Raw genomic sequence first — 26,779 nt, forward strand, 5'->3', positions numbered from 1 at the left:
TCGAGAACTTCCGCCCCGGCACCCTGGAGAAGTGGGACCTGGGCTGGCCCGAGCTGTCGGCCGTCAACCCCCGCCTGATCCTGGTCCGGGTCACCGGCTTCGGCCAGTTCGGCCCGTACGCGCACCGCCCGGGCTTCGGCACCCTCGCCGAGGCGATGAGCGGCTTCGCCGCGATCACCGGCGAACCGGGCGCCCCGCCGACCCTGCCGCCGTTCGGCCTGGCGGACTCCATCGCGGGCCTGACCACGGCGTACGCGGTCATGACCGCGCTGGCCGGCCGCGAGCGCACCGGGGAGGGCCAGGTCGTCGACATGGCGCTGATCGAGCCGATCCTCACCGTGCTCGGCCCCCAGCCGACCTGGTACGACCAGCTCGGCCACGTCCAGCCCCGCACCGGCAACCGCTCCCAGAACAACGCCCCCCGGGGCACCTACCTCACCGCCGACGGCAGCTGGGTCGCCGTCTCCACCTCGGCCCAGTCGGTCGCCGAACGCGTGATGGCGCTGGTCGGCCGGCCGGAGCTGATCGACGAACCCTGGTTCGCCACCGGCGCCGGCCGGGCCCGGCACGCGGACGTCCTGGACGAGGCGGTCGGCGGCTGGATCGCCCGGCACACCCGCGCCGACGTACTGGCGGCCTTCGAGAAGGCGGAGGCGGCCGTCGCCCCCGTCCAGGACGTCCGCGACGTGATGACGGACCCGCAGTACCGGGCCCTGGACACGATCACCACGGTCGACGACCCCGAGCTGGGTCCGCTGCGCATGCAGAACGTCCTCTTCCGGCTCTCCGCCACCCCGGGCGCGATCCGCTGGGCGGGCCGCCCGCACGGCGCGGACACCGAGGAGGTCCTGACCGAGCTGGGCCTCACCCCGGCCGACCTCGCGGCGCTGCGCGCGGAGGGCGCCCTGTGACGGACACCCCGCTGACCTGGCTGTACGCCCCCGGGGACCGTCCGGCCGTGGTGGCGAAGGCGCTCGCCTGCGGGGCCGACGTGGTGGTGATCGACCTGGAGGACGCGGTCGCCCCCAACCGCAAGGCCTACGCCCGCGCGGCCACCGCCGAACTGCTGCACGACCCGCAGCCGGTGCCGGTCCACGTCCGCGTCAACGCCCCGGGCGGCCCCTGGGGCGAGGCCGACCTCGCGGCCGTCGTCCCGGCGCCGGGCCTGTCCGGTCTGCGGCTGCCCAAGGTGTCCTCCCCCGCCGAGGTCGTGCGCGTCGCGCGGCGCGCCGTGTCCGCGCACGGCGGTGCGCTCCCCCTGTACGCCCTGCTGGAGTCGGCCCTCGGCATCGAACGGGCCCACGCCGTGGCCACCGCCCACCCGTCCCTGCGCGGCATCGCGATCGGCGAGGCGGACCTGCGGGCCGACCTCGGGCTGCAGGGCGACGCGGGCCTCGACTGGTCCCGTTCCCGCGTGGTCGTGGCCGCGCGGGCGGCGGGCCTGGCCCCGCCCACCCAGTCCGTCCACCCGGACATCCGCGACCTGGAGGGCCTCCTCGCCTCCTGCGCCCACGGCCGCGCCCTGGGCTTCCTGGGCCGCGCCGCGATCCATCCCCGCCAGCTGCCGGTCATCGAGCGGGCCTACCTCCCCGGCGCGGAGGAGATCGAGCAGGCGGAGGAGATCGTCAAGGCGGCGGCGGCCGAGCAGGGCGCCCAGGCCCTGCCCGACGGCAGGTTCATCGACGCGGCGGCGGTGGCGGAGGCCCGGCGCACCCTGTCCCTGGCCCGCCGGACCTGATCCGAGGGCCGCAGGGAACCACCGCCCGGCACACGCCGAGGGCGCCCGGAACGTCTCCGGGCGCCCTCGGCGTCGTCCCGCGGGCCGTCAGCTCTTCTTCGCCGAACCGGCCCCGTCCTTGGAGGCCTCGGAACCCTGGGAGCTCTCGGAGCTCTCGGAGCTCTCGGAGGTCTCGGAAGCCTTGGAGCCCTCGGAGGTCTCGGAGTCCTCCTTGGCCGGGGCGTCGCCCTCGGCCCCGGTCGGCTCCGCCCCGTCCTTCTCCACGGCACCGGGCTCGCCGTCGGCACCGGCGGCTCCCGGCTCCACCGTCGTCTCGCGTCCCGGCCGCTTCCTCGCCGACAGCACGATGTACAGCACCGCGAGCAGGAAGACGAGGACCGAGGTCCAGTTGTTCAGCCGCAGGCCCAGGATGTGGTGGGCCTCGTCGACGCGCATGTACTCGATCCAGAACCGGCCCGCGCAGTACGCGGCGACGTACAGCGCGAACGCCCGTCCGTGCCCGAGCCGGAAACGCCGGTCGGCCCAGATCACCAGCAGGGCGACGCCGATGCACCACAGCGACTCGTACAGGAACGTCGGGTGGTAGGTGCCCGCGACCCGCCCGTCGGCGGAGGAGGTGATCTCCACCGCCCACGGCAGGTCCGTGGCCCGTCCGTACAGCTCCTGGTTGAACCAGTTGCCCCAGCGTCCGATCGCCTGGGCGAAGGCGATGCCCGGCGCGACGGCGTCGGCGTAGGCGGGCAGGGGGATGCCCCGGCGCCGGCAGCCGATCCACGCCCCCAGCGCACCGAACGCGATCGCGCCCCAGATGCCGAGGCCGCCCTCCCAGATCTTGAAGGCGTCCACCCAGTCACGGCCCTCGCTGAAGTACAGCTGGTAGTCCGTGATCACGTGGTAGAGCCTGCCGCCGACGAGACCGAACGGCACGGCCCAGACGGCGATGTCGGCCACCGTGCCGGCCCGCCCGCCCCGGGCGATCCAGCGCTTGTTGCCGAGCCACACGGCTACGAAGACGCCGATGATGATGCAGAACGCGTAGCCGCGCAGCGGGACGGGGCCGAGGTACAGCACCCCGCTCGACGGGCTGGGAATGTAGGCAAGTTCCATGGCAGGGTCGACGCTACCCTGCCGGACCGGCCGCACGGCGGGCAGCCCGGCTACGGCTCCATAACAGGGGCCCGGAATTCCCGGGACGGCGCGGCTAGGCGCGGCTAGGCGCGGCTAGGCGCGGCTAGTCCTTGTTGGCCTCCTGCACCATCTGCTTCAGCTTCTCCGGGGTCATCGAGCGGTCCTGGTAGATGTTCTTGCCGTCGAACAGGACGGTCGGCGTGCCCGTGAAGCCGCCCTTCTGGAAGGCTTCGTGGGACTTGACGACCCAGCTGTTGTGCTTGCCGTCCTCGACGCAGGAGCGGAAGGCCGGGGTGTCGAGGCCGTCGACCTTGCCGGCCAGCTCGATGAGCCTGTCGTTGTCGGCGTAGGCGTCGTCGCTCTCCATCGGCTGGTTGGTGAACAGCACCTCGTGGTACGCGGCGAACTTCCCGTCGTCCTGGGCGCAGGCGGCGGCGTTGGCCGCGTTGCGGGAGCCGGTGCCGCCCATGCCGCCGTCGATGAGGGTGACCAGGTGGTACTCCACCTTCAGCTGCCCCGCCGCGGTCAGTTCGTTGATGGTCGGGCCGTAGGCCTGCTCGAAGGCCTTGCAGGCCGGGCAGCGGAAGTCCTCCCACACCGTGAGCGTGGCCTTGGCGTCCTTCTTGCCGACCGGGATCGCGGTGCCGTCCTCGCCCAGCGCGCCCGCGGGGGTGACGACCGGGCCCGCCGAGTCGCTCTCGTCGTCCTTGCCGGCGTTGGCGGCGACGACGCCGATCACCGCCGCGAGCCCCAGGACGCAGACCACGCTCGCGCCCACGATCAGGCCGCGGCGCCGCTTCTCCGCCGTCTTCTGCTTCTCGCGCTCGACCGCCAGCCGCTCCCGGGCGGTGCGCTTTCCCTCATGATTCTTCTCGCTCACACCCCGCAGAACGAACCGGGGAGGCGCACCGCGCCTCCCCGACCGTAGGTCCACCCGTACGAGGGACCCGTATGACTACCTGCGGATCTCCGGCCGGTCGCCCCGGCCCGCCCCGCCCGTGTCCTACGCCAGGCCGCGCACGCCCTTGGCCAGGTCACCGGCGAGCGCGCGGACGGCCTCGACGCCGGCGGCGCGGTCGGGCGCGTCCAGCATCCGCTTGACGAAGGCCGAGCCGACGATCACGCCGTCGGCGAAGCCGGCGACCTCGGCGGCCTGGGCGGGGGTGGAGACGCCGATCCCGACGCAGACCGGCAGTCCGGAGCCGGTCGCCCGGGTGCGTTCCACCAGGTCCCGGGCCTGCGCGCCGACCGACTCGCGGGTGCCGGTGACGCCCATCAGGGAGGCGGCGTAGACGAAGCCGCTGCCGGCCGCGGTGATCTCGGCGAGCCGCGCGTCCTTGCTGCTGGGCGCGACCACGAAGACCGTGGCGAGGCCGTGCTTGTCGGCGTGCTCCCGCCACAGCGCCGACTCCTGGACGGGCAGGTCGGGCAGGATGCACCCGGCGCCGCCCGCCTCGGCGAGTTCGGCGGTGAACCGCTCGACGCCGTAGCGGTCGATGGGGTTCCAGTACGTCATGACGAGGATCGGCTTGCCGGTGGCCCGGTGGGCCTCGCGGACCGTGCGCAGCACGTCGGCGATGCGCACGCCGCCGCGCAGGGCGATGTCGTCGGCGGTCTGGATGACGGGGCCGTCGAGGACGGGGTCGCTGTGCGGCAGGCCCACCTCCACGACGTCGGCGCCGCCGTCGAGGACGGCCTTGGCCGCCTCGATGCCGCCGTCCACGGTCGGGAACCCGGCCGGGAGGTAGGCGATGAGCGCCGAGCGCCCCTCGGCCCTCGCCGCGGCGAGGGTGTCCGTCAGCAACTGGATGTTCCCGCTCACTTGGCGTCCCCCTCGATCTCGGCGGCGCCGCCGGCCTCGTCGGCGGCGACCTCGGCGTCGGTGTCGTAGAGCCCGAAGTAACGGGCTGCGGTGTCCATGTCCTTGTCGCCGCGGCCGGACAGGTTGACGACGATCAGCCCGTCCCCGCCCAGCTCCCTGCCGACCTCCAGGGCGCCGGCCAGCGCGTGGGCGCTCTCGATGGCCGGGATGATGCCCTCGGTGCGCGACAGCAGCCGCAGGGCCTGCATCGCGGCGTCGTCGGTGACCGCGCGGTACTCACCGCGGCCGGAGTCCTTGAGGTAGGCGTGCTCGGGCCCGATGCCCGGGTAGTCGAGCCCCGCCGAGATGGAGTACGGCTCGGTGATCTGGCCCTCGTCGTCCTGGAGGACGTAGGAGCGCGAGCCGTGCAGGATGCCGGGCTCGCCCGCGGTCAGCGTGGCCGCGTGCTCGCCGGTCTCGACGCCGTGCCCCGCGGGTTCGCAGCCGATGAGGCGGACGCTCGCGTCGGGGATGAAGGCGTGGAACAGGCCGATGGCGTTGGAGCCGCCGCCGACGCAGGCGACCGCGGCGTCCGGAAGGCGTCCGGCTCGCTCCAGCAACTGGCGGCGGGCCTCGACGCCGATGACGCGGTGGAAGTCGCGGACCATCGCCGGGAAGGGGTGCGGTCCGGCGACGGTGCCGAAGAGGTAGTGGGTGCTCTCGACGTTGGCGACCCAGTCCCGGAACGCCTCGTTGATGGCGTCCTTGAGGGTGCGGCTGCCCGACTTCACGGCGATGACCTCGGCGCCGAGCATGCGCATCCGGGCCACGTTGAGGGCCTGGCGCCGCGTGTCGATCTCGCCCATGTAGATGGTGCAGTCGAGGCCGAACAGGGCGCAGGCGGTGGCGGTGGCGACGCCGTGCTGGCCGGCGCCGGTCTCGGCGATGACGCGGGTCTTGCCCATGCGCTTGGTCAGCAGGGCCTGGCCGAGCACGTTGTTGATCTTGTGGGAGCCGGTGTGGTTGAGGTCCTCGCGCTTGAGGAAGACCCGGGCGCCGCCGGCGTGTTCGGCGAACCGGGGCACCTCGGTGAGGGCGCTCGGGCGGCCGGTGTAGTGGACCAGCAGGTCGTCGAGCTCACGGGCGAACTCGGGGTCGGCCTTGGCCTTGTCGTACTCGACGGCGACCTCGTCCACGGCGGCGACGAGCGCCTCCGGGATGAACTTGCCGCCGAACGCGCCGAAGTAGCCCTCGGCGTTGGGCGTCTGCCCCTCCGGATCGGGGAGGAAGAAGGTGCTGGGCATGCGGAAACCTCACGGTGAGTGCGGGGAGGAACACTGTTCGCCGTGGGGGCGGGGATGATCAGTCGGCTGCGGACCCGTCGCGGTCGGTCGCGACCGCGCGACGACGTCGCGTGTCCGGCTGCAGCCCCGCGCCCCTTCGGACCGGTCGCTGCCATCGCATGCCGTTCACCTGCCCCGGCTCGTCGCCGATGACGTACCGCACCCGGCGGCCGTGGACGCGGCGGGCGGGCGCGCGGCAGCCGCGCGGGCGGCAGCCTCTCGCCAGGCGCGCGTACGGGTCCCTGGTCACCAGGGGGAGCGGGGGCGTCATCGGGGCCAAGCCTATCGGGGGGTCAGCCGCGGCCGTGCCGCAGTGCGGGGTGCTCGCCGGCCGCCACCAGGTCGGAGACCGCCGTCTTCGGGTCGCGCCCGGTGACGAGGGACTCGCCGACCAGGACGGCGTCGGCGCCGGCGTTGGCGTAGGCGATGAGGTCGTGCGGGCCGCGGACGCCGGACTCGGCGACCTTGACCAGGTGGGCGGGGATCTCGGGGGCGACCCGCTCGAAGGTGCCGCGGTCGACCTCGAGGGTCTTGAGGTTGCGCGCGTTGACGCCGATGACCTTGGCGCCCGCGTCCACCGCCCGCTCGACCTCGTCCTCGTCGTGCACCTCGACGAGCGGGGTGAGCCCGATGGACTCGGCGCGCTCGATCAGCGACTCCAGGGCCGGCTGGTCGAGGGCCGCGACGATCAGCAGCGCGAGGTCGGCGCCGTACGCGCGGGCCTCCCAGAGCTGGTACGAGGTGACGATGAAGTCCTTGCGCAGGATGGGGATGTCCACCCGCGCGCGGACCGCCTCCAGGTCGGCCAGCGAGCCGCCGAAGCGGCGCTCCTCGGTGAGGACGGAGATGACGGCCGCGCCGCCCGCCTCGTAGTCGGCGGCGAGTCCGGCCGGGTCGGCGATCGCGGCGAGCGCGCCCTTGGACGGGCTGGAGCGCTTGACCTCGCAGATCACCTTGACGCCGTCGCCGCGCAGGGCGGCCGCGCCGTCCTTGGCCGCCGGAGCCTTCGCCGCGCGCTCCTTGAGCTCGTCGAGGCTGACGCGCGCCTGCCGCTCCGCGAGGTCGGCCCGGACTCCGTCGATGATCTCGTCGAGCACACTCACGCGAGCGGCCCCCTTCCAGACGGTGGGTCTTCGATGCGTCGGTTTCCGCCGCGGACCCGCCTCCGGGGTCGGGTCGTCGGACGAAACCGGTGGTCACTGCGATGGTATCCGCAGCCGGGCGTATGCCCCGCATCCGGTTGACGCCGGTCCCACTACCTGGACATTCACCTGTCGATCAAGGATGGAGCCAGCCACCGAACGGCAGGTTCCGGACAACCGTGAAGACCAGCAGCAACGTCCCCAGGGTCCACAGGAGCACCGGCGGGGGGGCGAGCCTCGTCGGCCTCCCGCGCACCGCGCGGACCACCCATACGGTCCACAGTACGGCGAAGCACGCGTAGCCGAGGACGGCCGGCGCGTTGGCCTGGAGGGCGGCCGGGAGGTCGCCGTGGACGACGGCGTGCGCGCTGCGCAGTCCGCCGCAGCCGGGGCAGTACAGGCCGGTGAGGCGCAGCAGCGGGCAGGCGGGGTAGTGGCCGGGCTCGTTGGGGTCCACGGCCCCGACGTAGGCGAAGGCCCCGGCGACGGCGGCGAGCACCCCCGCGGGGACGGCCAGCCGGGCCGCCCTGCCGCGGGTCGTGCCGGGATCGGGGACGTTCACGCTGTGCATTGTGCCCCGGACACGCGGCAGGGGCGGGTGCGGCACCACCGTGCCGGCCGCCCCTGTCGGGAGTGCCCCGCCGTGCTCAGCCCTCGGCGCGGGCCGGCTCGCGGTCACCGGTGGTCCGGTGCACCGGGTGGTTGTGCTTCGGCTGGCCCATGCCCATCGCGCTCATGATGCCGCCGACGACGGCGCCGAGGATCACCAGGCCCATGCCCGCCCAGAAGCCGACGGGCTGGGCCATCACCATGAACATGCCCGCGACGCAGAAACCGATGAAGGCGATGATGACACCGGTCCAGGCGGCCGGGGTGTGACCGTGGCTGCTGCCCGCCATTGCTTGCTCCTCGTTGCTGTGTACGTGTCTGAGCAGGACGCTCAACGCTCATTGTCCCGCACACACGCCCGCGCGGTGAGCGGGGGTGCTCCCCGGCGCGCTGAGCGGCGTCCGAGGGCCCCGCCCGCGGGTCTCAGGCGCCGGTCGGGTCCTCGCCGCGGTCGAGGGCCTTCCAGAGGTCCTCGGGGCGGTCGGGGTCCACGGCGGGGGCCCTGCGGCGCTCCCGGGGGGCACCGCCCCGTTCGTAGCGGCCGGACATGGCGGGCCACAGCCGGCCGTAGCGCAGGGCGAGCAGCCCGGCCAGCAGGATCAGCGCGCCGCCCACGGCCGCGACGTAGGGCCACGCGGTGTGGGTGAGGGCCTCCACCGTGGCGGAGGTGTCGCCGGAGGCCCGAGCGGCCTTCTCGTCGAGCGCGGAGCCGTCCGAGGCTCCGACCAGGGCCGCCGTCACGGTGCCCGCGCCGGCGAGGGCGAGCAGCGCGGCGACGGCGAGACGGCCGGCGCGGCGGACGGCGAAGACGGCGACGAGCGCGGCCAGGCCCACGACGGCCAGGGCGGCGGGGACGCCGGTGACGTCGCTGCCCCGGGCGGTCAGGGGGAAGGCGCCGCCGGCCACGCGCGCGGTGCCCTCCGACCATTGCTGCCGGGTGGCGAGCAGGGCCACGGCCGCGCCCAGGGCGCCGCACAGCAGGGCGGCGGCGAGGCTGAGGCGGCCGGCCCGGGCGGAGCCGGCGGCCTCGGAACGGGGGTGGGGTGCAGCAGTCACGTACTCCACTATCACCCGAACCCCGGGCGAACCGTCACCCGGGGTTCGTCTCAGGGCTTTACCAGCCGGTTCGCCGTGTGCACGGCGCGCAGCACCGCGGCCGCCTTGTTGCGGCACTCGGTGTCCTCGGCGACCGGGTCGGAGTCGGCGACGATCCCGGCGCCGGCCTGGACGTACGCGGTGCCCTCGCGCAGCAGCGCGGTGCGGATGGCGATGGCGGTGTCGGAGTCGCCGGCGAAGTCGAGGTAGCCGACGCAGCCGCCGTACAGTCCGCGCCGGGACGGCTCGAGTTCGTCGATGATCTGCATCGCGCGGGGCTTGGGCGCGCCGGAGAGGGTGCCGGCCGGGAAGCAGGCGGTGAGCACGTCGAAGGCGGTGCGGTCGGCCGCCACCCGGCCGGTGACCGTCGAGACGATGTGCATGACGTGCGAGTACCGCTCGATCGACATGAAGTCGACGACCTCGACCGAGCCGGGCTCGCAGACCCGCCCGAGGTCGTTGCGGCCCAGGTCGACGAGCATGAGGTGCTCGGCGCGCTCCTTGGGGTCGGCGAGCAGTTCGTCGGCGAGGGCCTGGTCCTCCTGCGGGGTGGCGCCGCGGTGCCGGGTGCCGGCGATGGGGTGGACCATCGCCTGCCCGTCCTCGACCTTCACCAGGGCCTCGGGGGAGGAGCCCACCACGTCGAAGCCGTCGAAGCGGAACAGGTACATGTACGGCGAGGGGTTGGTGGCGCGCAGGACCCGGTAGACGTCCAGGGCGCTCGCCGTGCACGGGGTCTCGAACCGCTGGGAGGGGACGACCTGGAAGGCCTCGCCCGCGCGGATGCGCTCCTTGACGTCCTCCACGGCCCGCTGGAAGTCGGGGCCGCCCCACAGCGCGGTGTACTCGGGCAGTTCGGAGGGCGGCAGCACGGCCGGGGGCTGGGCCACCGGGCGGGCGAGGTCGGCCTCCATGGCGTCGAGGCGGGCCACGGCGTCGGCGTGGGCCTCGTCGACGCCGGTCTCGAGGTCGTTGTGGTTGATCGCGTTGGCGATCAGCCAGACGGTGCCCTCCCAGTGGTCCATGACGGCCAGGTCGCTGGTGAGCAGCATGGTCAGCTCGGGCAGCCTCAGGTCGTCCCGCTCGCCGGGGCCGATCCGCTCCAGGCGGCGCACGACGTCGTAGCCGAGGTAGCCGACCATGCCGCCGGTGAAGGGCGGCAGGCCGAGGTCGTGGGCGAGGTCGTGCGGGGTGTGCAGGGTCTCGAGGGTGGCGCGCAGCGCGGCGAGCGGGTCGACCTGGGTCGGGCGGTGTGCTTCCTCGGTGTGTGCCTTCTCGCTGGTCGTGGCGGAGGCGGTGGACGCGGTGGACGCCATCACGGTGCGCTCCCTGCATGGTGCGGTTCAGGCCAGTCTGCACCACACCACCGTCGGCACGGCCGCGTCACGTCACGGCGGGCCGCCTCCGCGCTCCCCCACCGGGCGGGTCACCAGCGCGGCACCGCCGGGGTGACCCAGTCCGGGTCGGCGATCCGCATGGCGGCCGCGTCGTCGCGGTCGCGGAGGCGGCCGTCGTCCGCCAGCCACCGCCGGTGCAGGGCCGCGAGCCGGTCGCGGTCGAGTTCGACGCCGAGTCCGGGTGCGTCGGGGACCCGTACGGTGCCGTGCTCGAAGGCGAGGCGCTCGGTGAGGACGTCCTCCGACTGCCAGGGGTAGTGGGAGTCGCAGGCGTGGTGCAGGTTCGGGACGGTGGCCGCCACGTGGGTCATCGCCGCGAGGCTGATCCCGAGGTGGGTGTTGGAGTGCATGGAGACGCCCACGCCGAAGGCGCGGCAGACGGCGGCGAGGTGCTGGGTGTTGCGCAGCCCGCCCCAGTAGTGGTGGTCGGAGAGGACGACCTGCACGGCGCCCCGGGTGAAGGCCTCCTCGATCTCGGCGAACGTCGTCACGCACATGTTGGTGGCGAGCGGCACGCCCGTCCGCCGCCCGCCACCGCCCTCGTCCGAGGCGCTTCGCGCCGCCCCCCGCGAGCGGGCGGCGACCTCGGCCATGGCGGGGGTTCCGAGAACGGGGTCCTCCAAGTACTCCAGGACGTCCCCGAGTTCCTCGGCCACCTTCAGCGAGGTCTCCACGGACCAGGCGCCGTTGGGGTCGAGGCGCAGGGGGTGGCCGGGGAACGCGTCGGCCAGGGCGCGGACGGCCGCGATCTCCTCGTCCGGGGGGAAGACTCCGCCCTTGAGCTTGAAGGACGTGAACCCGTACCGCTCCTTGAAGGTCCGGGCCTGCTCGACGACGCCGGCCGGATCGAGGGCGGCGCCCCAGTCGTCCTTCTCCGCCGCCACGCCCCGGGGGTGCTCGGCCCACTTGTAGAAGAGGTACGCGCTGTACTCGACGGCGTCGCGCACCTTGCCGCCGAGCAGCGCGTGCACGGGCAGGCCGAGGGACCTGCCGAGGGCGTCGAGGCAGGCGACCTCGAGGGCGGAGAGCACGGACAGGCGCAGCTTGTCGGCGGTCTGCACACCGCGCAGTCCGCCGACGTCGACCTGGCCGGAGACCCGGGAGGCATCGACGGCCACTTCGTCCGCATCCGTGAACAGGGCGTTCAGGTCGCTGACCCGGCGGCCGACCAGTCGGTCCGCGAGCGGCCGGGCCAGTTCCAGGTACTTGGTGTCGCCGTAGGTCTCGCCCAGCCCCGTGGTCCCGTCGGCGGTCACCACCTCCACGATCAGGCGGGGGGTGTACGGCTGGTGGACGCCCTGCGTGTTGAGCAGGGGCGGGTCGGAGACGAGGATCGGCGTCAGCCGGACCTCCGTCACGGTCAGGTCGCGGGCCACAGGGCGACTCCTACGAGGTCGGGTCCGGCGGAGAGCGGGGCTTCGGGGCGGCCGGGCCGCCGTGCCCGTCTCCCCGTGGAGACGTCATCCATGTATGGGAATGGAGGTTAGGTACGCGAACATGAACCCGTCAACGGTGCCCCCGGGCACCGGCGGTCCGTCGGCGCCGGAGCGCGAGGAGCGGGCCGCCGCCGCGACGCGGAGAACCGGGCGAGGGTGAAGGCGGGGTTTCCGCGCATGGCGGGGCTGTTCACCAGGGCGGCGCCTTCTGTTACCCGGGTTCCGGAACCCCAAACGCAGGAGTGACGTAGATCACGCCTTGCTCGCTCCCGTAGCCGTCCCCCTGCTTGATACAAATTGCCCGCGCGTTCCTGTCCGTCGACGGTCGTCGCCCCCCATCTCCTTTTTCACACCGTCCCTTTCGCACGCCCCGGGAACGCCCGTGTTCGCCCCTCGCACCACCCCCTGGCCCCTCGTCGCCCTTTTCACGGCCGGGTACCTCGCCCCGTATCTGCTGCCGACCACCGTCGGCCGGCTGGAACGCGGCCTCGGCCTCTCGGCGACCCAGGCCGGAGCCGTCGGCAGCGCGCTGCTGCTGAGCTCGGCGACCGCCGGGTTCCTGCTGGCCTCCCGCGTGCAGCGGACCGGGGCGCGGAACCTGGCCCGGCTCGGGCTCGTCCTGGCCGTCCTCGGCTACGGCACCGCCGCGCTCACCACCACCGTGCCGGTCGTCGTCGCCTGCGCGGTGGTGGGCGGGTTCGGCTCGGGGACGGCCACCACCGTCGCCGCCACCCGGATCGCCGCCGAACCGGATCCGCACCGTGCTTCCACGCTCGGTCTGCTCAGCGTCTCCGCGCTGGCGGGCGTGGTGTACCTGACGGTCCCCCACCTGCCGGGACACGGCCTCACCCTGGCCGCCGTCGCCCTCACCGCGCTGGCCGTGTGGCCGCTGACCTCCCGTCTGCCCGCCGGCACGTCCGGGTCCCGGCACGCGAACCCCGGACCGGTCGGCGGCACCGGCCCGGCCCGTCTCCCGCACCGGCGTTCGGGGCTCGTGCTGGCCGGCGCCATGGTGTTCTGGTCGCTCGCCCAGAACGCGCTGTGGGGCATGAGCGGACGGATCGGCGTCACGCAGGCGCACCTCAGCGAGCCGACCGTCGGCGTCGTCTTCGCCGTGGCGCTGGGCGCCGGGCTGCTGGGCGTGATGGCGGCGGGCGCGCTGGGATCGCGGCTGGGGCGGGCGCTGCCCATCGGCGGCGGCACCGTCCTCATCGCCGGCTGCATCGCGCTGAGCGCCTCCGCCACCGGGCTGGGGAGCTTCGCGGCCGGGGAGATCGCCTGGAACACGGTCTACCCGGTGGTCCTGTCGTACCTGATCGGGCTCGCGGCCTCGCTGGATCCGCGCGGGCGCTGGGCCGTGCTGGTGGGGTCGGCGTCCTCGCTGGGCACCGCCGCCGGGCCGCTGACCGGCAGTGTGCTGTCCGCGCAGGCCGGCTTCCCCGTCATGGGCGCGGTGCTCGGCGCCGGCCTGCTGCTGGTCGCCCTGCCGATGACCGCCGTCGCCCTGCACACCGGCGGGCGTCCGCTGCTGCCGGGCGCGGTCCGGCGCCGCGGCGGCCACCCGGCCGCCGTGGTCGCCGCCGCCACGGGCACCCCCACGGGCGCGGTGCCCGAGGTCGGCGCCCCGGAGCAGCCGGTCGTGGAGATCCCGGTCGACGGCACCCCCTCCCCCGCCCGGGGCGCCTACGACACGGCGGCGGCGACCCGGGCGCCCGGGATCGGCTGAGGGCTACGGGGCGTCGCCCGCGAAGTCGTACGCCTCCACCTCGGCCAGGTACCGCGCCCGCCGCTCCTCGTCGTCCTCCAGGAAGGAGGCGAGGAAGGAGTTGCGGGCCAGCTCGCGCAGGCGTTCCGGGCCGAGGCCCAGCGTCTCGCGCACCGCGGTGAAGTTGTCGCCCGCGTAACCGCCGAAGTAGGCCGGGTCGTCGGAGTTGACCGTGCACAGCAGGCCCGCGTCGAGCATCGCGGGCAGCGGGTGGTCGGCGAGGGTGTCCACCGTGCGCAGCCGGACGTTCGACAGGGGGCACAGGGTCAGCGGGACGCGCTCGCGCACCAGCCGCTCCACCAGCGCCGGGTCCTCCATGCAGCGCAGCCCGTGGTCGACCCGTTCGACGCCGAGGACGTCCAGGGCCTCGGTGATGTACTCCGGCGGCCCCTCCTCACCGGCGTGCGCCACGCGCCGCAGGCCCAGCGCGGCGGCGGCCTCGTACACCTCGCGGAACTTCACCGGCGGGTGCCCGACCTCGGCGGAGTCGAGGCCGACGCCGGTGATGCGGTCCAGGTACGGCTTCGCGGCGTCCAGGGTGGCCATCGCCGACTCGGCGGACTCGTCGCGCAGGAAGCACATGATCAGCCGGGTGGAGACGCCGTGCGTCTCCGTGCTGCGGCCCAGGGCCCGCCACAGGCCCTCGACGACCGTGTCCATGGAGACGCCCCGGGACAGGTGCGCCTGCGGGTCGAAGAAGATCTCCGCGTGCCGCACGCCCTGCGCCGCGGCGCGGGCGAGGTAGGCGTCGGCGAGGTCCTCGAAGTCCCGTTCGGTGCGCAGCACCGCCATCAGCACGTAGTACAGGTCCAGGAAGGACTGCAGGTCCTGGAACCGGTACGCCTCGCGGAGCGCGTCGGTGTCGGCCCAGGGCAGGTCGACGCCGTTGCGCGCGGCGAGGGCGAAGGCGAGCTCGGGTTCGAGGGTGCCTTCGATATGAAGGTGCAGTTCGGCTTTCGGTACGGGCATCGAGCTATCGTACGGGCGTTTCACCGACGCTTCGGAAGTGGCACGCGCAGCAGATCGTGCGCCACGGTCAGGTCCCCGTCGTATCCGGCGGCCCGTGCCTGCCGCTCGAACTCCGCGGGGTCGGTGTAGCGCTGGCTGAAGTGGGTGAGGACGAGGTGGCGCACACCCGCCTCGTGCGCCACCCGGGCCGCCTGGCCGGCGGTCAGATGGCCGTGCTCGACGGCGAGTTCCTCGTCCTCGTCGAGGAAGGTCGACTCGATGACCAGCATGTCGCAGCCCTCGGCGAGCGCGTACACGCCCTCGCAGAGCCGGGTGTCCATGACGAACGCGAACCGCTGCCCGCGCCGCACCTCGCTGACGTCCTCCAGGGAGACCCCGCCGAGGGCGCCCTCGCGCTGGAGGCGGCCGACGTCCGGGCCCTTGATGCCGTGCGCGGCCAGCCGGTCGGGCAGCATGCGCCGGCCGTCGGGTTCGAGCAGGCGGTAGCCGAAGGACTCGACGGGGTGCGACAGCCTGCGCGCCTCCAGCGTGTAGCCGGGGGTGACGGCCAGCGGGCCGTCCACGTCGACCGGGGCCTCGGTGAGGGCGACGGTCTCGCGGTAGGCGGTGGCGTACCGCAGCCGGTCGAAGAAGCGCTGCCCGGAGCGCGGGTAGTGGGCGGTGACCTCGTGCGGCACCCGGTCGAGGTTGATGCGCTGGATCACCCCGGCGAGGCCGAGCGAGTGGTCGCCGTGGAAGTGGGTGACGCAGATGCGGTTCAGGTCGTGCGCGGCGACCCCGGCGCGCAGCATCTGGCGCTGCGTGCCCTCGCCGGGGTCGAACAGGAAGCCCTCACCGTCCCAGCGCAGCAGGTAGCCGTTGTGGTTGCGGTGCCGGGTGGGAACCTGGCTGGCGGTGCCGAGCACCACCAGTTCGCGTACGGACAAGGCCGCTTACCCGGGGGGCCACTCGAGGCCGCGACCGCCCAGGACGTGGGCGTGCGCGTGCCAGACGGTCTGGCCGGCGCCGGCGCCGGTGTTGAAGACGACGCGGTAGCTCTCCAGCTTCTCCTCGTCCGCGACGGCCTGCGTCTCGCGCAGCACGTCCGCCGCGAGGTCGGGCGCGGCGGCGGCGAGGGCCGCCGCGTCCCGGTGGTGCGCCTTCGGGATCACCAGGACGTGGGTGGGCGCCTGGGGGTTGATGTCACGGAACGCCACGGTGGTGTCCGTCTCCCGGACGATCGTCGCCGGGACCTGCTTCGCGACGATCTTGCAGAACAGGCAGTCGTCCTGCGGTTCCCCTGCCATGCGGCCTCCTCACGCCCGGGTGATCGCTTACCCGGGCATCGTATCCGGACCGGTCAGTCCAGCGCGGGCGGTGTCTTCGCGGGCGTCGTCCCCAGGGCCTCCAGGGCGATGCGGACCGCCTCGTCCAGTTGCGCGTCCCGGCCCGCCGCGTGGTCCTGCGGCCGCTGCACCACCTCCACGTCGGGGTCGACGCCGTGGTTCTCCACGCCCCAGCCGTACCCCTCCAGCCAGAAGGCGTACTTGGGCTGGGTGACGAGGGTGCCGTCGACCAGGCGGTAGCGGCTGTCGATGCCGATCACACCGCCCCAGGTGCGGGTGCCGACCACCGGGCCGATGCCGAGCGCCCGGATCGCCGCGTTGACGATGTCGCCGTCGGAGCCGGAGAACTCGTTGGCGACGGCGACCACCGGACCGCGGGGCGCGTCCCGGGGGTAGCTCTCCGCCCGCATGCCGCGCGGCAGGTCCCAGCCGACGATCCGCCGGGCCAGCTTCTCCACGACGAGCTGGGAGGTGTGGCCGCCGCGGTTCTCCCGCACGTCCACGACCAGGCCCTCGCGGAGCACCTCGACGCGCAGGTCGCGGTGGATCTGCGCCCAGCCGGGGGCCTGCATGTCGGGGACGTGGAGGTAGCCGAGGCGGCCGCCGGACCTCTCGTGGACGTAGGCGCGGCGGTCGGCGACCCAGGCGTGGTAGCGCAGCGGTTCCTCGTCGGCGACGGGGACGACGACCGCGTGGCGCGGGTCGCCGCCGCCGGCCGGGGAGACGGTCAGCTCGACCGGTCTGCCCGCCGTGCCGACCAGCAGCGGGGCGGGCCCGGCCACCGGGTCGACCGGCTGTCCGGCGACCGCGACGATCGCGTCGCCGGGGCGGACGGCGACGCCGGGCGCGGCGAGCGGGGAGCGGGCGTCGGGGTCGGAGGTCTCGGACGGCAGGATGCGGTCGACGCGCCAGGCGCCGTCCTCGTGCCGGGAGATGTCCGCGCCGAGGAGCCCCTGCCGGGCGCCGTCGCCGTATCCGCCGCGCGGGGTGACGTAGGCGTGCGAGGTGCCGAGCTCGCCCTGCACCTCCCAGAGCAGGTCGACGAGGTCGTCGTGGGTGGCGAGGCGGTCGAGGACGGGCCGGTAGCGGTCGAGGACGCCGTCCCAGTCGACGCCGTTCATGTCCGGCCGCCAGAAGTTGTCCCGCATGATGCGGCCGGCCTCGTCGAACATCTGCCGCCACTCGGCGGCCGGGTCGACGAACTGGCGGACCCGGCCGAGGTCGACGGTGATGTTGGTGTCGCTGTCGTCGTCGTTCGACGCGCGCCGGTCGCTGGGCACGACCTTCAGCCGCCCGTCGGTCCACAGCAGCACCCGCTTGCCGTCGCCGCTGACCTCGAAGTGGTCGGCGTCCACGGCCAGGTGCTCGATGCGCTGCTGGGCGAGGTCGTAGCGCTCCAGGTCGGTCTTGGGGTCGGGGTCGTCGGGGGTGGCCCGGGAGGCGCCGAGCACCCCGCGCACCGGGTGCCGCAGCCACAGCACCCCGTCCTTGGCGGCGCGCAGGTTGGTGTAGCGGGCGGCCTCGACCGGGAACGGCACGATCCGGTCGGCGAGGCCCTCGAGGTCGATCCGGGTGGTGGGGGTGCCCTCGCTGTCGGGGGTCTCGTCCCGGTCCGGTGTCTCGAAGGGGCGGCCGTGCCGCTGCGGTCCGAACGGGGACGGGGTGGTCGCCGCGAGGGTGATCAGGTACGGGCGGACGCCCTCGACGAAGGCCAGGTCGAAGACGTGCTCGTCGTAGACCGGGTCGAAGGAGCGGGTCGACAGGAAGGCGAGGTGCTTGCCGTCGAGGGTGAAGGCGGGCGCGTAGTCCTGGAAGCGCAGCGGGGTCGCCTCGGTGACCGACAGGTCGGTGGTGTTGGCGAGGCGGAGCTGGCTGAGCGGGCGCGGGCCGGGGTGGGACCAGGCGAGCCAGGCGGAGTCGGGCGAGAACGCCAGCCCGGAGACGTCGCCGTCCTCGCTGCGGTCGACCTCGCGGACCTCGCCGGTCTCGCGTTCGACGAGCAGGACGCGGCCGTCGTGCGAGGCGATCGCGGCGCGGCTGCCGTCGGGGGCCATGGCGAGTTCCAGGACGCGGCCGAGCCGTCCGGCGGCGATGCGGCGCGGGGTCGCGCCCGGGGCGAGGCCGGTGGCGGGGGCGAACTCCAGGGCGTCGTCGCCCTCGGCGTCCGTCACCCACACCACCCACTCCTCGCCGTTCGCGCGGAAGGTGCGGGGCCGCCGGGCGCGGACGCCCGGGGTCGCGGCGAGCGCGCGGGCGGGGCCGGAGCGGTGGGTGACCCAGTGGACGGTGCCGCGGACGCAGACGGCGCTGCCGCGCGCGGTGTGGTCGGGGGAGGCGGAGCCGGACCAGCGGGCGGCGTTCACCGGGAACGGCTGGAGGTCGGCGCGCTGCCCGCCGAGCCGGACGTCGAGCCGGCGCGGCTCGGCCCCGTCCAGGTCGTCCAGGATCCAGAGTTCGCCGGCGGCGGAGTAGACGACGCGGGTGCCGTCGGTGGCCGCGTGGCGGGCGTAGAAGCCCCCGAGGGGGGTGTGCCGGCGCAGGTCGGAGCCGTCGGCGAGGGAGGAGTACAGGGCGCCGGTGCCCTCGTGGTCGGAGAGGAAGGCGACCCTGGCCCCGACCCACAGCGGGTACTCGATGTTCCCGTCGAGGTCCTCGTGGAGGCGGACGAACTCGCCGTCGCCCTCGCGGTCGATCCACAGCTTGCCCGCCGTGCCGCCCCGGTACCGCTTCCACCAGGCGGCCTCGCGGCCCATCGGCGCGGACAGCAGCACGGTGTGCGGGCCGAGGACGACGTCGCCCACGGGGCCGTGCGGGAGGGTGGTGGCGGGGCCGCCGTCCAGGGGGACGGCGCGGGCCCAGGTGCGGCGCAGACTCGGCTGGCCGTGGGCGCTGAGTGCCAGGACCCGCCCGTCCGGGGTCCAGCCGCGCACCTGGGTCTTCAGGTTCCCCCAGTACGTGAGGCGCTCGGCGGGTCCGCCGTCGACCGGCGCGACGTGCACCTCGGGGGCGCCGTCGCGGGTGGAGCTCCAGGCGACGGTGGTGCCGTCGGGTGAGATGCGCGGGTGGGTCACCGGCACGTTGTCGGCGCTGACCCGCCAGGCCCGGCCGCCGTCGAGCGGTGCGAGCCACACGTCGTCCTCGGCGGTGAAGGCGACCAACTCGCCGTGCAGGTGCGGGAATCGAAGATACGCGGCGGATGCGACCGATGCAGGCTGTGTCACCCGATCACCCTACGCAAGCGCCCGCGGCCTGGACAGGGGTCGGGATCACTTGCCCTCGACCGGGCGACAGGAGGGGTACTGGTCGCACCACACCGTCGTCGTGACGGTCACGGTGACGGTGGGGGCCGGCCCGCCCCTGGTGGGCTCGCCCACCGGCGGCGGGCTGGTGGCGTCGCAGTCGCCGAGACCGTCGACCCGGAACAGCCGCTTGCCGCCCACCTCGACGGTGAGGTTCCCGCGTACGCAGGCCCCGTTCACGGCGTGGGTGACCTTCCCGGTGACGGTGATCTCCTTGCCGTCCTCGGTCTCCCCCTCGCAGTCGACCGAGGCGACGGTGTCCTCGCTCCCGGAGGAGGCCGAGGACGACGGGCCGTCCTCGTCGCCGAAGGACGCGGTGCAGTTGAGCCACCGCACCCCGGTCTTGCGCCGGTCGAGTTCCTCGGTCACGGTCTCGTCGGTGGTGTACGCGACCGCCGCGGAACTCAGCCCGCCCGGCTCGCACGCCACGCTCCCGCCCACCGCGGCCACCACGAACCCGGCGGCCACCACCGGCCGCCGCCACCGTGCCCCGCTCCGGGCCCTGTTCCTCAACGCCCCCATGGACGGCAGCCTGCCACCGTCACCGCCGGGGCGGTAGGGCGCATACGGCCACTCCGCACCACCCCGGGCCGATGCGCAACGGACGCCGGGTCAGGAGACTCCTCGCGGAGGGAGCCACGGCAGGCGAAACGGTCGTCCGCCCGTGGTCGGTGCGTCACCGGCACAGCACCGAGGGCCCCTGCGCGGAAGTCCTCGCGCCGGCCCGGGGCACCACGACGACCCACCGGGTGTTCCGGGGCGGCGAGGGACGCCTCGTCCCCGACGGCTTCCTGCACTCAGGGGGCGTGGCCCTCGGCGGGCACGCGGCGCTCAACCCGCACGAGCCCGGTGTCGTACGGGCCTTCGTCGATGAGGCGCTCCGGCGCGGACTGCTCGGGGGGCCCGCGGAGCCGGACGGCTGGGAACTGTTCCCGGCGGTCGCCGCCCGCCGCGCGACGGACGGCCGACCGGGGCGGTCAGGACCAGCGGCCCGTGCGGGCCAGCAGCACGGCCGCCGCCGCGGTGCCGGCGGTGGAGGTGCGCAGGACACTGCGGCCCAGGCGGTAGGGCCTGGCTCCGGCCTGTGCGAAGAGCTCCAACTCCTCCGGCGAGACGCCGCCTTCGGGCCCGACGACCAGCACGATGTCACCGGAGGCGGGGAGTTCGGCGGTCGCGAGGGGCTCGGTGCCGCTCTCGTGCAGGACGGCGGCGAAGGCGGCACCGGCCAGGAGTGAGGCGACCTGCTTGGTCGTGGCCGCGTCCGCGACCTCGGGGAAGCGCACCCGGCGGGACTGCTTGCCGGCCTCGCGGGCCGTCGCCCGCCACTTGGCGAGGGACTTCAGCCCCCTCTCGCCCTTCCACTGCGTGACGCAGCGCGCCGCCGACCACGGCACGATCGCGTCGACGCCGACCTCGGTCATCGTCTCCACCGCCAGCTCGCCCCGGTCGCCCTTGGGCAGCGCCTGGACGACGGTCAGCCGGGGGGACTCCGCGGGCTCCTCGACGACGTCGCCGAGGGCCACGACCAGGCGGTCCTTGCCCTCGGTGCCCTCCACCTCGCCCTCGGCCCAGCGGCCCGCGCCGTCGGTGAGGACGACGCTCTCCCCGGCCCGCAGCCGCTTCACGGAGACGGCGTGCCGGCCCTCGGGGCCGTCGAGCACGTAACGGCCCGCGCCGTCCGTGCCGAAGTGGTCGACGACGAACACCGGCGCGGTCATCGGGCACCTCCCGCCGACAACGCCGCCCGGGCGGAGGCCAGTTCGGCGACCAGCACCTCCACCAGCCGCCCGGCGGGCAGCTCCCGGGCCATCCGGTGGCCCTGGCCCGCCCACAGCGCCATGCCCTGCGCGTCCCCGGCCCGGGCGGCGGCCTTGCGCAGGGGCGCGGTGAGGTGGTGGACGTCCGGGTAGGCGGCGGGCGCGTAGGGACCGTGCTCGCGCAGGAAGCGGTTGACCAGCCCGCGGGCGGGGCGGCCGGAGAAGGCCCGGGTCAGCTCGGTGCGGACGTACAGGGGGTTGGTCAGGGCCTGCTTGTGCAGGGCGTGCGCGCCGGACTCGTGGGTGGCGAGGAAGGCCGTGCCCAGCTGGGCCGCGGCGGCGCCGGCCGCGAGCACCGCGGCGATCTGGCTGCCGCGCATGATGCCGCCGGCGGCGACGACCGGGATGCCCACGGCCTCCCGGACCTGGGCGACGAGGGCCAGCAGCCCGACGCCGGAGCCGTCCGCCTCCGGGACGTCCCGGTGGGTGCCCTGGTGGCCGCCGGCCTCGACGCCCTGCGCGATCACCGCGTCCGCGCCGGCCCGCTCGACGGCCCGGGCCTCCTCCGTGGTCGTGGCGGTGACCAGGGTGAAGGTGCCGACGCGGTGGAGGGAGTCCAGGGCCTCACGGGACGGCACGCCGAAGTGGAACGACACCACCGGCACCGGGTCGTCCAGGAGGACGGCGAGCTTGGCGTCGAAGCCGTCGTCGCGGCCGCCGTCGGGGTCGCCGAGCTCGGTCTCGTACCAGGCGGCCTCCCCGGCCAGCTGGTGGGCGTAGACGCCGACGGCGGCGGGGTCGGCCGTCTCCGGCTGGGGCAGGAAGAGGTTGACGCCGAAGGGCCTGCCGGTCAGTCCCCGCATCTGCTTGATGTCCCGGTACATCCCGTCCGCGGTCTTGTACCCGGCGGCGAGGAACCCGAGCCCGCCCGCCTCGGACACGGCGGCGGCCAGCTGCGGCACGGAGACACCGCCCGCCATGGGAGCCTGCACGATCGGGTGCGGGAAGAGCTCGGTCAGCACGGAGGACATGACGGCATGTTGTCACGTCCCCCGGACGAACCAGAACCGACCCGTCCCTCGGCCCGGGCCACTTCCCGGAGCTCCGCGGGAGCCGGTCCCGGCCCTCGCGGATAGCTCCGCTCAGCGTCCGTTGAACGCGTCCTTCAGCCGGGAGAACAGCCCCTGCTGACCCGGCTGGAACTGCCCCTGCGGGCGTTCCTCGCCGCGGAGCTTGGACAGTTCGCGCAGCAGCCGCTCCTGCTCGGGGTCGAGCTTGGTCGGGGTCTGGACCTCGACGTGGACGACGAGGTCGCCCCGGCCGCCGCCGCGCAGGTGCGTGACGCCCCGGCCGTGCAGCGGGATCGACTGGCCGGACTGGGTGCCGGGCCGGATGTCGACCTCCTCCATGCCGTCCAGCGTCTCCAGCGGCACCTTGGTGCCGAGGGCCGCCGCGGTCATCGGGATGGTGACCGTGCAGTGCAGGTCGTCGCCGCGCCGCTGGAAGGTGGGGTGCGGCAGCTCGTGGATCTCGACGTACAGGTCGCCGGCGGGACCGCCGCCCGGGCCGACCTCGCCCTCACCGGCGAGCTGGATCCGGGTGCCGTTGTCGACACCGGCCGGGATCTTGACGGTGAGCGTGCGCCGGGAGCGGATCCGGCCGTCGCCCGCGCACTCCGGGCACGGGGTGGGGACGACGGTGCCGAAGCCCTGGCACTGCGGGCACGGGCGCGAGGTCATGACCTGGCCCAGGAAGGACCGCGTGACCTGCGAGACCTCACCGCGGCCGCGGCACATGTCACAGGTCTGCGCGCTGGTGCCCGGAGCGGCGCCCTCGCCGCTGCAGGTGGTGCAGACGACCGCCGTGTCGACCTGGATGTCCTTGGTCGTGCCGAACGCGGCCTCGTCGAGTTCGACCTCGATGCGGATCATCGCGTCCTGGCCGCGGCGGGTGCGCGAGCGCGGCCCGCGCTGCGACGCCGTGCCGAAGAACGCGTCCATGATGTCGGAGAAGTTCCCGAAGCCACCGGCCCCGAAGCCGCCCGCGCCACCGCCGCCGGACTGCGAGAGCGGGTCGCCGCCGAGGTCGTAGACCTGCTTCTTCTGCGGGTCCGACAGCACCTCGTAGGCGGCGTTGATCTCTTTGAACCGCTCCTGGGTCTTCGGGTCCGGATTGACGTCCGGATGCAGCTCGCGGGCGAGCCGCCGGAAGGCTTTCTTGATCTCTTCCTGCGACGCGTCGCGGCGTACGCCGAGTACGGCGTAGTAGTCCGTGGCCACCTATGACTCCGCCAGGATTTGTCCGACGTACCGTGCCACTGCGCGTACCGCTCCCATCGTTCCGGGGTAGTCCATGCGGGTCGGTCCGACCACGCCGAGCTTGGCGACAGCCTCGCCGCCCGAACCGTAGCCGACCGACACGACGGACGTGGAGTTGAGTCCTTCGTGGGCGTTCTCGTGACCGATGCGGACGGTCACGCCCGGATCCTTCGCCTCGCCGAGCAGCTTGAGGAGCACGACCTGCTCCTCCAGCGCCTCCAGGACGGGCCGGATCGTGAGGGGGAAGTCGTGCCCGAAGCGGGTGAGGTTGGCGGTGCCGCCGATCATCAGCCGCTCCTCGTTCTCCTCGACGAGCGTCTCCAGGAGGGTGGAGAGGACCGTCGAGACGGTACCGCGGTCCTCGGCCTCGAAGGCCTCCGGGAGGTCCTCCACCAGGTTCGGCACGTCGGTGAACCGGCGGCCCGCGACCCGGCTGTTGAGCCGTGCGCGCAGGTCCGCCAGGGACGTCTCCCCGAACGGGGCCGGGCAGTCGACCATGCGCTGCTCGACCCGGCCGGTGTCCGTGATCAGCACCAGCATCAGGCGCGCGGGCGCGAGGGACAGCAGTTCCACGTGCCGCACCGTCGAACGGGTCAGCGACGGGTACTGCACGACGGCGACCTGCCGGGTCAGCTGCGCGAGCAGCCGCACCGTACGGGCCACCACGTCGTCGAGGTCGACGGCGCCCTCGAGGAAGTTCTGGATGGCGCGCCGCTCGGGCGCGGTCATCGGCTTGACCCCGGCGAGCTTGTCGACGAACAGCCGGTAGCCCTTGTCGGTGGGGATGCGCCCGGCGCTGGTGTGCGGCTGGGCGATGTACCCCTCCTCCTCCAGGGCCGCCATGTCGTTGCGCACGGTGGCCGGGGAGACGCCGAGCCGGTGCCGCTCGGTGAGCGCCTTGGAGCCGACGGGCTCCTCGGTGCCGACGTAGTCCTGGACGATCGCGCGCAGCACCTGGAGCCTGCGTTCGCTGAGCATCGCGCACACCTCCAGTAGCTTCCGCCCGGTAACCTCACTGGCACTCTTCGCACGCGAGTGCCAGACTTCCCCGGCCCAGTGTACGGCCGGGGGGTACTGCCCGGGCAAGGCCGGTCCCGCGCCGTCGCGCTGCGCGGCGTCGTCCCGGATAGCGTCCCGGTATGACCGTGACTTGGGAAGAGGCGGGGTGGGAGCGGGTGGCGCCCGGAGTGGGGCGGTGCCGGCTGCCGGTGTGGGACTGCACGGCGGGGCTCGTCGTCGGGGCGGACGCCGTGCTGCTCGTCGACGCGGGCTCGAGCCTGGCCGAGGGCGCACGGTTGCGGGCCGAGGCGCAGGCGCTCACCGGCCGTCGTGTGACGCATCTCGCGCTCACCCACCCCCACTTCGACCACGTCCTCGGGGCGGCGGAGTTCGCGGGCGCGGAGGTGTTCGGCGCGGAGGGAGCGGGCGCGGCGCCGGCGTACGGGCGGGAGGAGCTGCGCGCGGACGCGGTGCGCCACGGGCTGGACGCGCGGGCGGCGGAGGAGGCCGTGGACGCGCTGGTCCGGCCGCACCGCACGGTGCGCGGCGAGCTGGCGCTCGACCTCGGCCCGGGCGGTCGGCAGGTGCTGCTGGCGGACGTGGGCCCGGGGCACACGGCCCACGACCTCGCGGTGCTGGTCCCCGGCGATCCGGGGGTGGTCTTCTGCGGCGACCTGGTGGAGGAGTCGGGCGAGCCGCAGGCGGGCCCCGACGCCGTGCCGTCCCACTGGCCGGCCGCCCTGGACCGGCTGCTGGAGCTGGGCGGCGAGGAGGCGCGGTACGTCCCCGGGCACGGAGCGGTGGTGGACGCGGCGTTCGTCCGGGCCCAACGCGACGCCCTGGCGGCCCGTTTCGGCGTGTCGCACCGCTCCTGACGAACGGGCTCCTCGTATCGTCATCAGAATGCGCCAGTACTCCGCCGATCTGACCCCTCCGTGGAAGAAGCCGCAGCCCGTGCCGGAGGTCGCGGCCGAGCCCGGCCTGGTGGTGGAGGAGCCCGGCACCGGCTTCTGCGGCGCGGTGATCCGCTGCGAGGCGGGCACGGTGACCCTGGAGGACCGCTTCGGCAAGCACCGCGTGTTCCCGCTCCGGGCGCGCGGCTTCCTGCTGGAGGGCCGCGCGGTGACCCTGGTGCGGCCCGCCGCCGGCCTGCCGCGGCCCACCCGTACGGCGTCCGGTTCGGTGGCCGTCCCCGGCGCACGCGCGCGGGTGGCCCGCGCGGGGCGCATCTACGTCGAGGGCCGGCACGACGCCGAGCTGGTCGAGAAGGTGTGGGGCGACGACCTGCGCGTCGAGGGCGTGGTCGTGGAGTACCTGGAGGGCGTCGACGACCTGCCCTCCGTCGTCGAGGACTTCTCCCCCGGCCCGGACGCCCGCCTCGGTGTCCTGGTGGACCACCTGGTCCCGGGCAGCAAGGAGTGGCGCGTCGCCGAGTCGGTGACGAGCGAGCACGCCCTGGTGGTGGGCCATCCGTACATCGACGTCTGGGAGGCGGTGAAACCGTCGTCCCTGGGCATCGACGCGTGGCCCCGGGTGCCGCGCGGCCAGGACTGGAAGACGGGCGTGTGCCGGGCGCTGGGGTGGCCGGAGAACACGGGGGCGGCCTGGCAGCACATCCTGTCCCGGGTGCGGTCCTACAAGGACCTGGAGCCGCAGCTCCTGGGCCGGGTCGAGGAACTGATCGACTTCGTCACGGCCCCGTAGCGCCCGCGGCGGCGCCCTCCGCGTCAGTCCACCAGGTCCCGCACCACCGCGTCCGCCAGCAGCCGCCCGCGCAGGGTGAGGGCCGCGCGGCCCTCCTCGTACGGGCCCGGCCGGAGCAGGCCGTCCGCCAGGGCGCGGCGGGCCGCCCCGAGGCCCTCCGGGCGCAGGAGGGAGAGGGGGACGCCCTCCTCGAGGCGGAGTTCGAGCAGGATGCGCTCGACCCTGCGGTCCTCGTCGCTCAGCAGCTCGCGCCCCGCCCCCGGCGACCGTCCCTCCGCCAGCGCCGCCGCGTACGCCCCGGGGTGCTTCACGTTCCACCAGCGCACGCCGCCGACGTGGCTGTGGGCGCCGGGGCCCGCGCCCCACCAGTCGGCGCCGCGCCAGTACAGCTCGTTGTGCAGGCAGCGGGCCGCCTCGGAGGTGGCCCAGTTCGACACCTCGTACCACGCGAAGCCCGCCGCCGACAGGGTCTCCTCGGCGATCAGGTACCGGTCGGCGTGGACGTCGTCGTCGGTCGTCGGGACCTCGCCGCGCCGGATGCGGCGGGCGAGCTGCGTGCCCTCCTCGACGATGAGCGCGTACGCCGAGACGTGGTCCGGCCCGGCGCCGAGGGCCGCGTCCAGCGAGGCCCGCCAGTCGTCGTCGGACTCGCCGGGGGTGCCGTAGATCAGGTCGAGGTTGACGTGCTCGAAGCCCGCCGCGCGGGCCTCGGCGACGCACGCCTCGGGGCGGCCGGGGGTGTGGGTGCGGTCGAGGATCCTCAGCACGTGCTGCCGGGCGCTCTGCATGCCGAAGGAGATCCGGTTGAAGCCGCCGGCCCGCAGGGTCGCCAGATAGGCCGGGTCGACCGACTCCGGGTTGGCCTCGGTGGTCACCTCCGCGTCCGCCGCCAGCCCGAACTCCTCGCGGATCGCCCCCAGCATCCGGACCAGGTCGTCGGCGGCCAGCAGGGTG

25 protein-coding genes and 1 pseudogene are annotated in these 26,779 nt (G+C 74.4%); 5 read left to right on the forward strand and 21 right to left on the reverse strand.

Translation table 11 applies throughout. The features are described 5' to 3' along the window. Together B7L92_RS06915 and B7L92_RS06920 are read left to right on the forward strand one after the other, a co-directional pair. Positions 1 to 911: CaiB/BaiF CoA transferase family protein (locus B7L92_RS06915; RefSeq protein ID WP_081236576.1), on the forward strand; the 911-nt coding region annotated here is incomplete at its 5' end. Further along, positions 908 to 1,738, forward strand: a complete 831-nt coding sequence (locus B7L92_RS06920; protein WP_081236577.1) for an HpcH/HpaI aldolase/citrate lyase family protein — start codon at positions 908 to 910, stop codon at positions 1,736 to 1,738. The genes B7L92_RS06915 and B7L92_RS06920, both read left to right, overlap by 4 nt. 87 nt (positions 1,739 to 1,825) lie before the next feature. Here the strand turns inward: B7L92_RS06920 and lgt are convergent, their stop codons facing one another. The 11 genes and pseudogenes from lgt to B7L92_RS06975 form a co-directional block, all read right to left on the reverse strand. Further along, positions 1,826 to 2,845 (reverse strand): prolipoprotein diacylglyceryl transferase, encoded by a 1,020-nt coding sequence (gene lgt, locus B7L92_RS06925; RefSeq protein WP_081236578.1) that lies wholly within the window; start codon positions 2,843 to 2,845, stop codon positions 1,826 to 1,828. A gap of 124 nt (positions 2,846 to 2,969) precedes the next feature. Beyond that, positions 2,970 to 3,746, reverse strand: coding sequence for a DsbA family protein (locus tag B7L92_RS06930; protein WP_081236579.1), 777 nt, complete (start codon positions 3,744 to 3,746; stop codon positions 2,970 to 2,972). A gap of 123 nt (positions 3,747 to 3,869) precedes the next feature. Then, positions 3,870 to 4,688: a tryptophan synthase subunit alpha gene (gene trpA, locus B7L92_RS06935; protein ID WP_081236580.1), complete on the reverse strand. Its 819-nt coding sequence runs from the start codon at positions 4,686 to 4,688 to the stop codon at positions 3,870 to 3,872. Beyond that, on the reverse strand, positions 4,685 to 5,971 hold the full coding sequence (gene trpB, locus B7L92_RS06940; protein WP_081236581.1) for a tryptophan synthase subunit beta: 1,287 nt from the start codon (positions 5,969 to 5,971) through the stop codon (positions 4,685 to 4,687). The genes trpA and trpB overlap by 4 nt, the downstream gene beginning before the upstream one ends. Positions 5,972 to 6,029: 58 nt before the next feature. Next, positions 6,030 to 6,281 carry a tryptophan biosynthesis modulator TrpM gene (gene trpM, locus B7L92_RS43600; RefSeq protein ID WP_081236582.1) on the reverse strand — a complete coding sequence of 84 codons (252 nt, stop codon included), beginning with the start codon at positions 6,279 to 6,281 and terminating at the stop codon, positions 6,030 to 6,032. Positions 6,282 to 6,303: 22 nt separating this feature from the next. Further along, positions 6,304 to 7,113 (reverse strand): indole-3-glycerol phosphate synthase TrpC, encoded by an 810-nt coding sequence (gene trpC, locus B7L92_RS06950; protein ID WP_004989346.1) that lies wholly within the window; start codon positions 7,111 to 7,113, stop codon positions 6,304 to 6,306. 175 nt (positions 7,114 to 7,288) lie between these two features. Next, positions 7,289 to 7,723, reverse strand: coding sequence for a DUF2752 domain-containing protein (locus tag B7L92_RS06955; protein WP_107501396.1), 435 nt, complete (start codon positions 7,721 to 7,723; stop codon positions 7,289 to 7,291). A 76-nt stretch (positions 7,724 to 7,799) separates the two neighbouring features. Continuing rightward, positions 7,800 to 8,051: an HGxxPAAW family protein gene (locus tag B7L92_RS06960; RefSeq protein WP_081236583.1), complete on the reverse strand. Its 252-nt coding sequence runs from the start codon at positions 8,049 to 8,051 to the stop codon at positions 7,800 to 7,802. Between the two features lie 133 nt (positions 8,052 to 8,184). Further along, the gene (locus tag B7L92_RS06965; protein WP_081236584.1) at positions 8,185 to 8,826 is read right to left on the reverse strand and encodes a TIGR02234 family membrane protein; all 642 of its coding nucleotides are present in this window, start codon (positions 8,824 to 8,826) and stop codon (positions 8,185 to 8,187) included. A gap of 41 nt (positions 8,827 to 8,867) precedes the next feature. Then, a pseudogene (locus B7L92_RS06970) lies at positions 8,868 to 10,127 on the reverse strand (anthranilate synthase component I); the annotation flags it as partial. Positions 10,128 to 10,282: 155 nt separating this feature from the next. Next, positions 10,283 to 11,629 (reverse strand): glucarate dehydratase family protein, encoded by a 1,347-nt coding sequence (locus B7L92_RS06975; RefSeq protein WP_081236585.1) that lies wholly within the window; start codon positions 11,627 to 11,629, stop codon positions 10,283 to 10,285. A 442-nt stretch (positions 11,630 to 12,071) separates the two neighbouring features. Between B7L92_RS06975 and B7L92_RS06980 the strand changes: the two genes are divergently transcribed. Then, the gene (locus tag B7L92_RS06980) at positions 12,072 to 13,415 is read left to right on the forward strand and encodes an MFS transporter (RefSeq protein WP_081236586.1); all 1,344 of its coding nucleotides are present in this window, start codon (positions 12,072 to 12,074) and stop codon (positions 13,413 to 13,415) included. A 3-nt stretch (positions 13,416 to 13,418) separates the two neighbouring features. Here B7L92_RS06980 and B7L92_RS06985 read toward each other — a convergent pair whose 3' ends face one another. The 9 genes from B7L92_RS06985 to hrcA form a co-directional block, all read right to left on the reverse strand. Further along, a complete protein-coding gene (locus B7L92_RS06985) occupies positions 13,419 to 14,423 on the reverse strand; it encodes an adenosine deaminase (protein ID WP_081236587.1) in 1,005 nt (334 codons plus the stop codon). 20 nt (positions 14,424 to 14,443) lie between these two features. Beyond that, positions 14,444 to 15,349, reverse strand: coding sequence for a ribonuclease Z (locus tag B7L92_RS06990; RefSeq protein WP_081236588.1), 906 nt, complete (start codon positions 15,347 to 15,349; stop codon positions 14,444 to 14,446). Positions 15,350 to 15,355: 6 nt separating this feature from the next. Beyond that, positions 15,356 to 15,709 carry a histidine triad nucleotide-binding protein gene (locus B7L92_RS06995; protein ID WP_081236589.1) on the reverse strand — a complete coding sequence of 118 codons (354 nt, stop codon included), beginning with the start codon at positions 15,707 to 15,709 and terminating at the stop codon, positions 15,356 to 15,358. 53 nt (positions 15,710 to 15,762) lie between these two features. Continuing rightward, complete coding sequence (locus B7L92_RS07000; protein WP_081236590.1) at positions 15,763 to 18,969, reverse strand: S41 family peptidase; 3,207 nt, start codon at positions 18,967 to 18,969, stop codon at positions 15,763 to 15,765. 45 nt (positions 18,970 to 19,014) lie between these two features. Beyond that, positions 19,015 to 19,569 carry a hypothetical protein gene (locus B7L92_RS07005; RefSeq protein WP_081236591.1) on the reverse strand — a complete coding sequence of 185 codons (555 nt, stop codon included), beginning with the start codon at positions 19,567 to 19,569 and terminating at the stop codon, positions 19,015 to 19,017. 455 nt (positions 19,570 to 20,024) lie between these two features. Next, positions 20,025 to 20,765 (reverse strand): 16S rRNA (uracil(1498)-N(3))-methyltransferase, encoded by a 741-nt coding sequence (locus B7L92_RS07015; protein WP_081236592.1) that lies wholly within the window; start codon positions 20,763 to 20,765, stop codon positions 20,025 to 20,027. Beyond that, entirely contained in the window at positions 20,762 to 21,835 is a 1,074-nt protein-coding gene (locus tag B7L92_RS07020) for a nitronate monooxygenase (protein WP_081236593.1), read from the reverse strand. Before B7L92_RS07020 ends, B7L92_RS07015 begins: the two co-directional genes overlap by 4 nt. 111 nt (positions 21,836 to 21,946) lie before the next feature. After that, a complete protein-coding gene (gene dnaJ / locus B7L92_RS07025) occupies positions 21,947 to 23,083 on the reverse strand; it encodes a molecular chaperone DnaJ (RefSeq protein WP_004988289.1) in 1,137 nt (378 codons plus the stop codon). Continuing rightward, positions 23,084 to 24,100 carry a heat-inducible transcriptional repressor HrcA gene (gene hrcA, locus B7L92_RS07030; RefSeq protein WP_081236594.1) on the reverse strand — a complete coding sequence of 339 codons (1,017 nt, stop codon included), beginning with the start codon at positions 24,098 to 24,100 and terminating at the stop codon, positions 23,084 to 23,086. Positions 24,101 to 24,261: 161 nt separating this feature from the next. Between hrcA and B7L92_RS07035 the strand changes: the two genes are divergently transcribed. Both B7L92_RS07035 and B7L92_RS07040 read left to right on the forward strand, forming a co-directional pair. Next, a complete protein-coding gene (locus tag B7L92_RS07035; protein WP_081236595.1) occupies positions 24,262 to 24,996 on the forward strand; it encodes an MBL fold metallo-hydrolase in 735 nt (244 codons plus the stop codon). Between the two features lie 28 nt (positions 24,997 to 25,024). Next, positions 25,025 to 25,825: a DUF3097 domain-containing protein gene (locus B7L92_RS07040; protein ID WP_081236596.1), complete on the forward strand. Its 801-nt coding sequence runs from the start codon at positions 25,025 to 25,027 to the stop codon at positions 25,823 to 25,825. Between the two features lie 23 nt (positions 25,826 to 25,848). Here B7L92_RS07040 and B7L92_RS07045 read toward each other — a convergent pair. Further along, a partial coding sequence (locus tag B7L92_RS07045) for a coproporphyrinogen-III oxidase family protein (RefSeq protein WP_081236597.1) occupies positions 25,849 to 26,779 on the reverse strand: 931 nt, incomplete at its 5' end.

The sequence above is a fragment of the Streptomyces viridosporus genome (genome assembly GCF_002078235.1).
GTDB classification, from domain to species: domain Bacteria; phylum Actinomycetota; class Actinomycetes; order Streptomycetales; family Streptomycetaceae; genus Streptomyces; species Streptomyces viridosporus.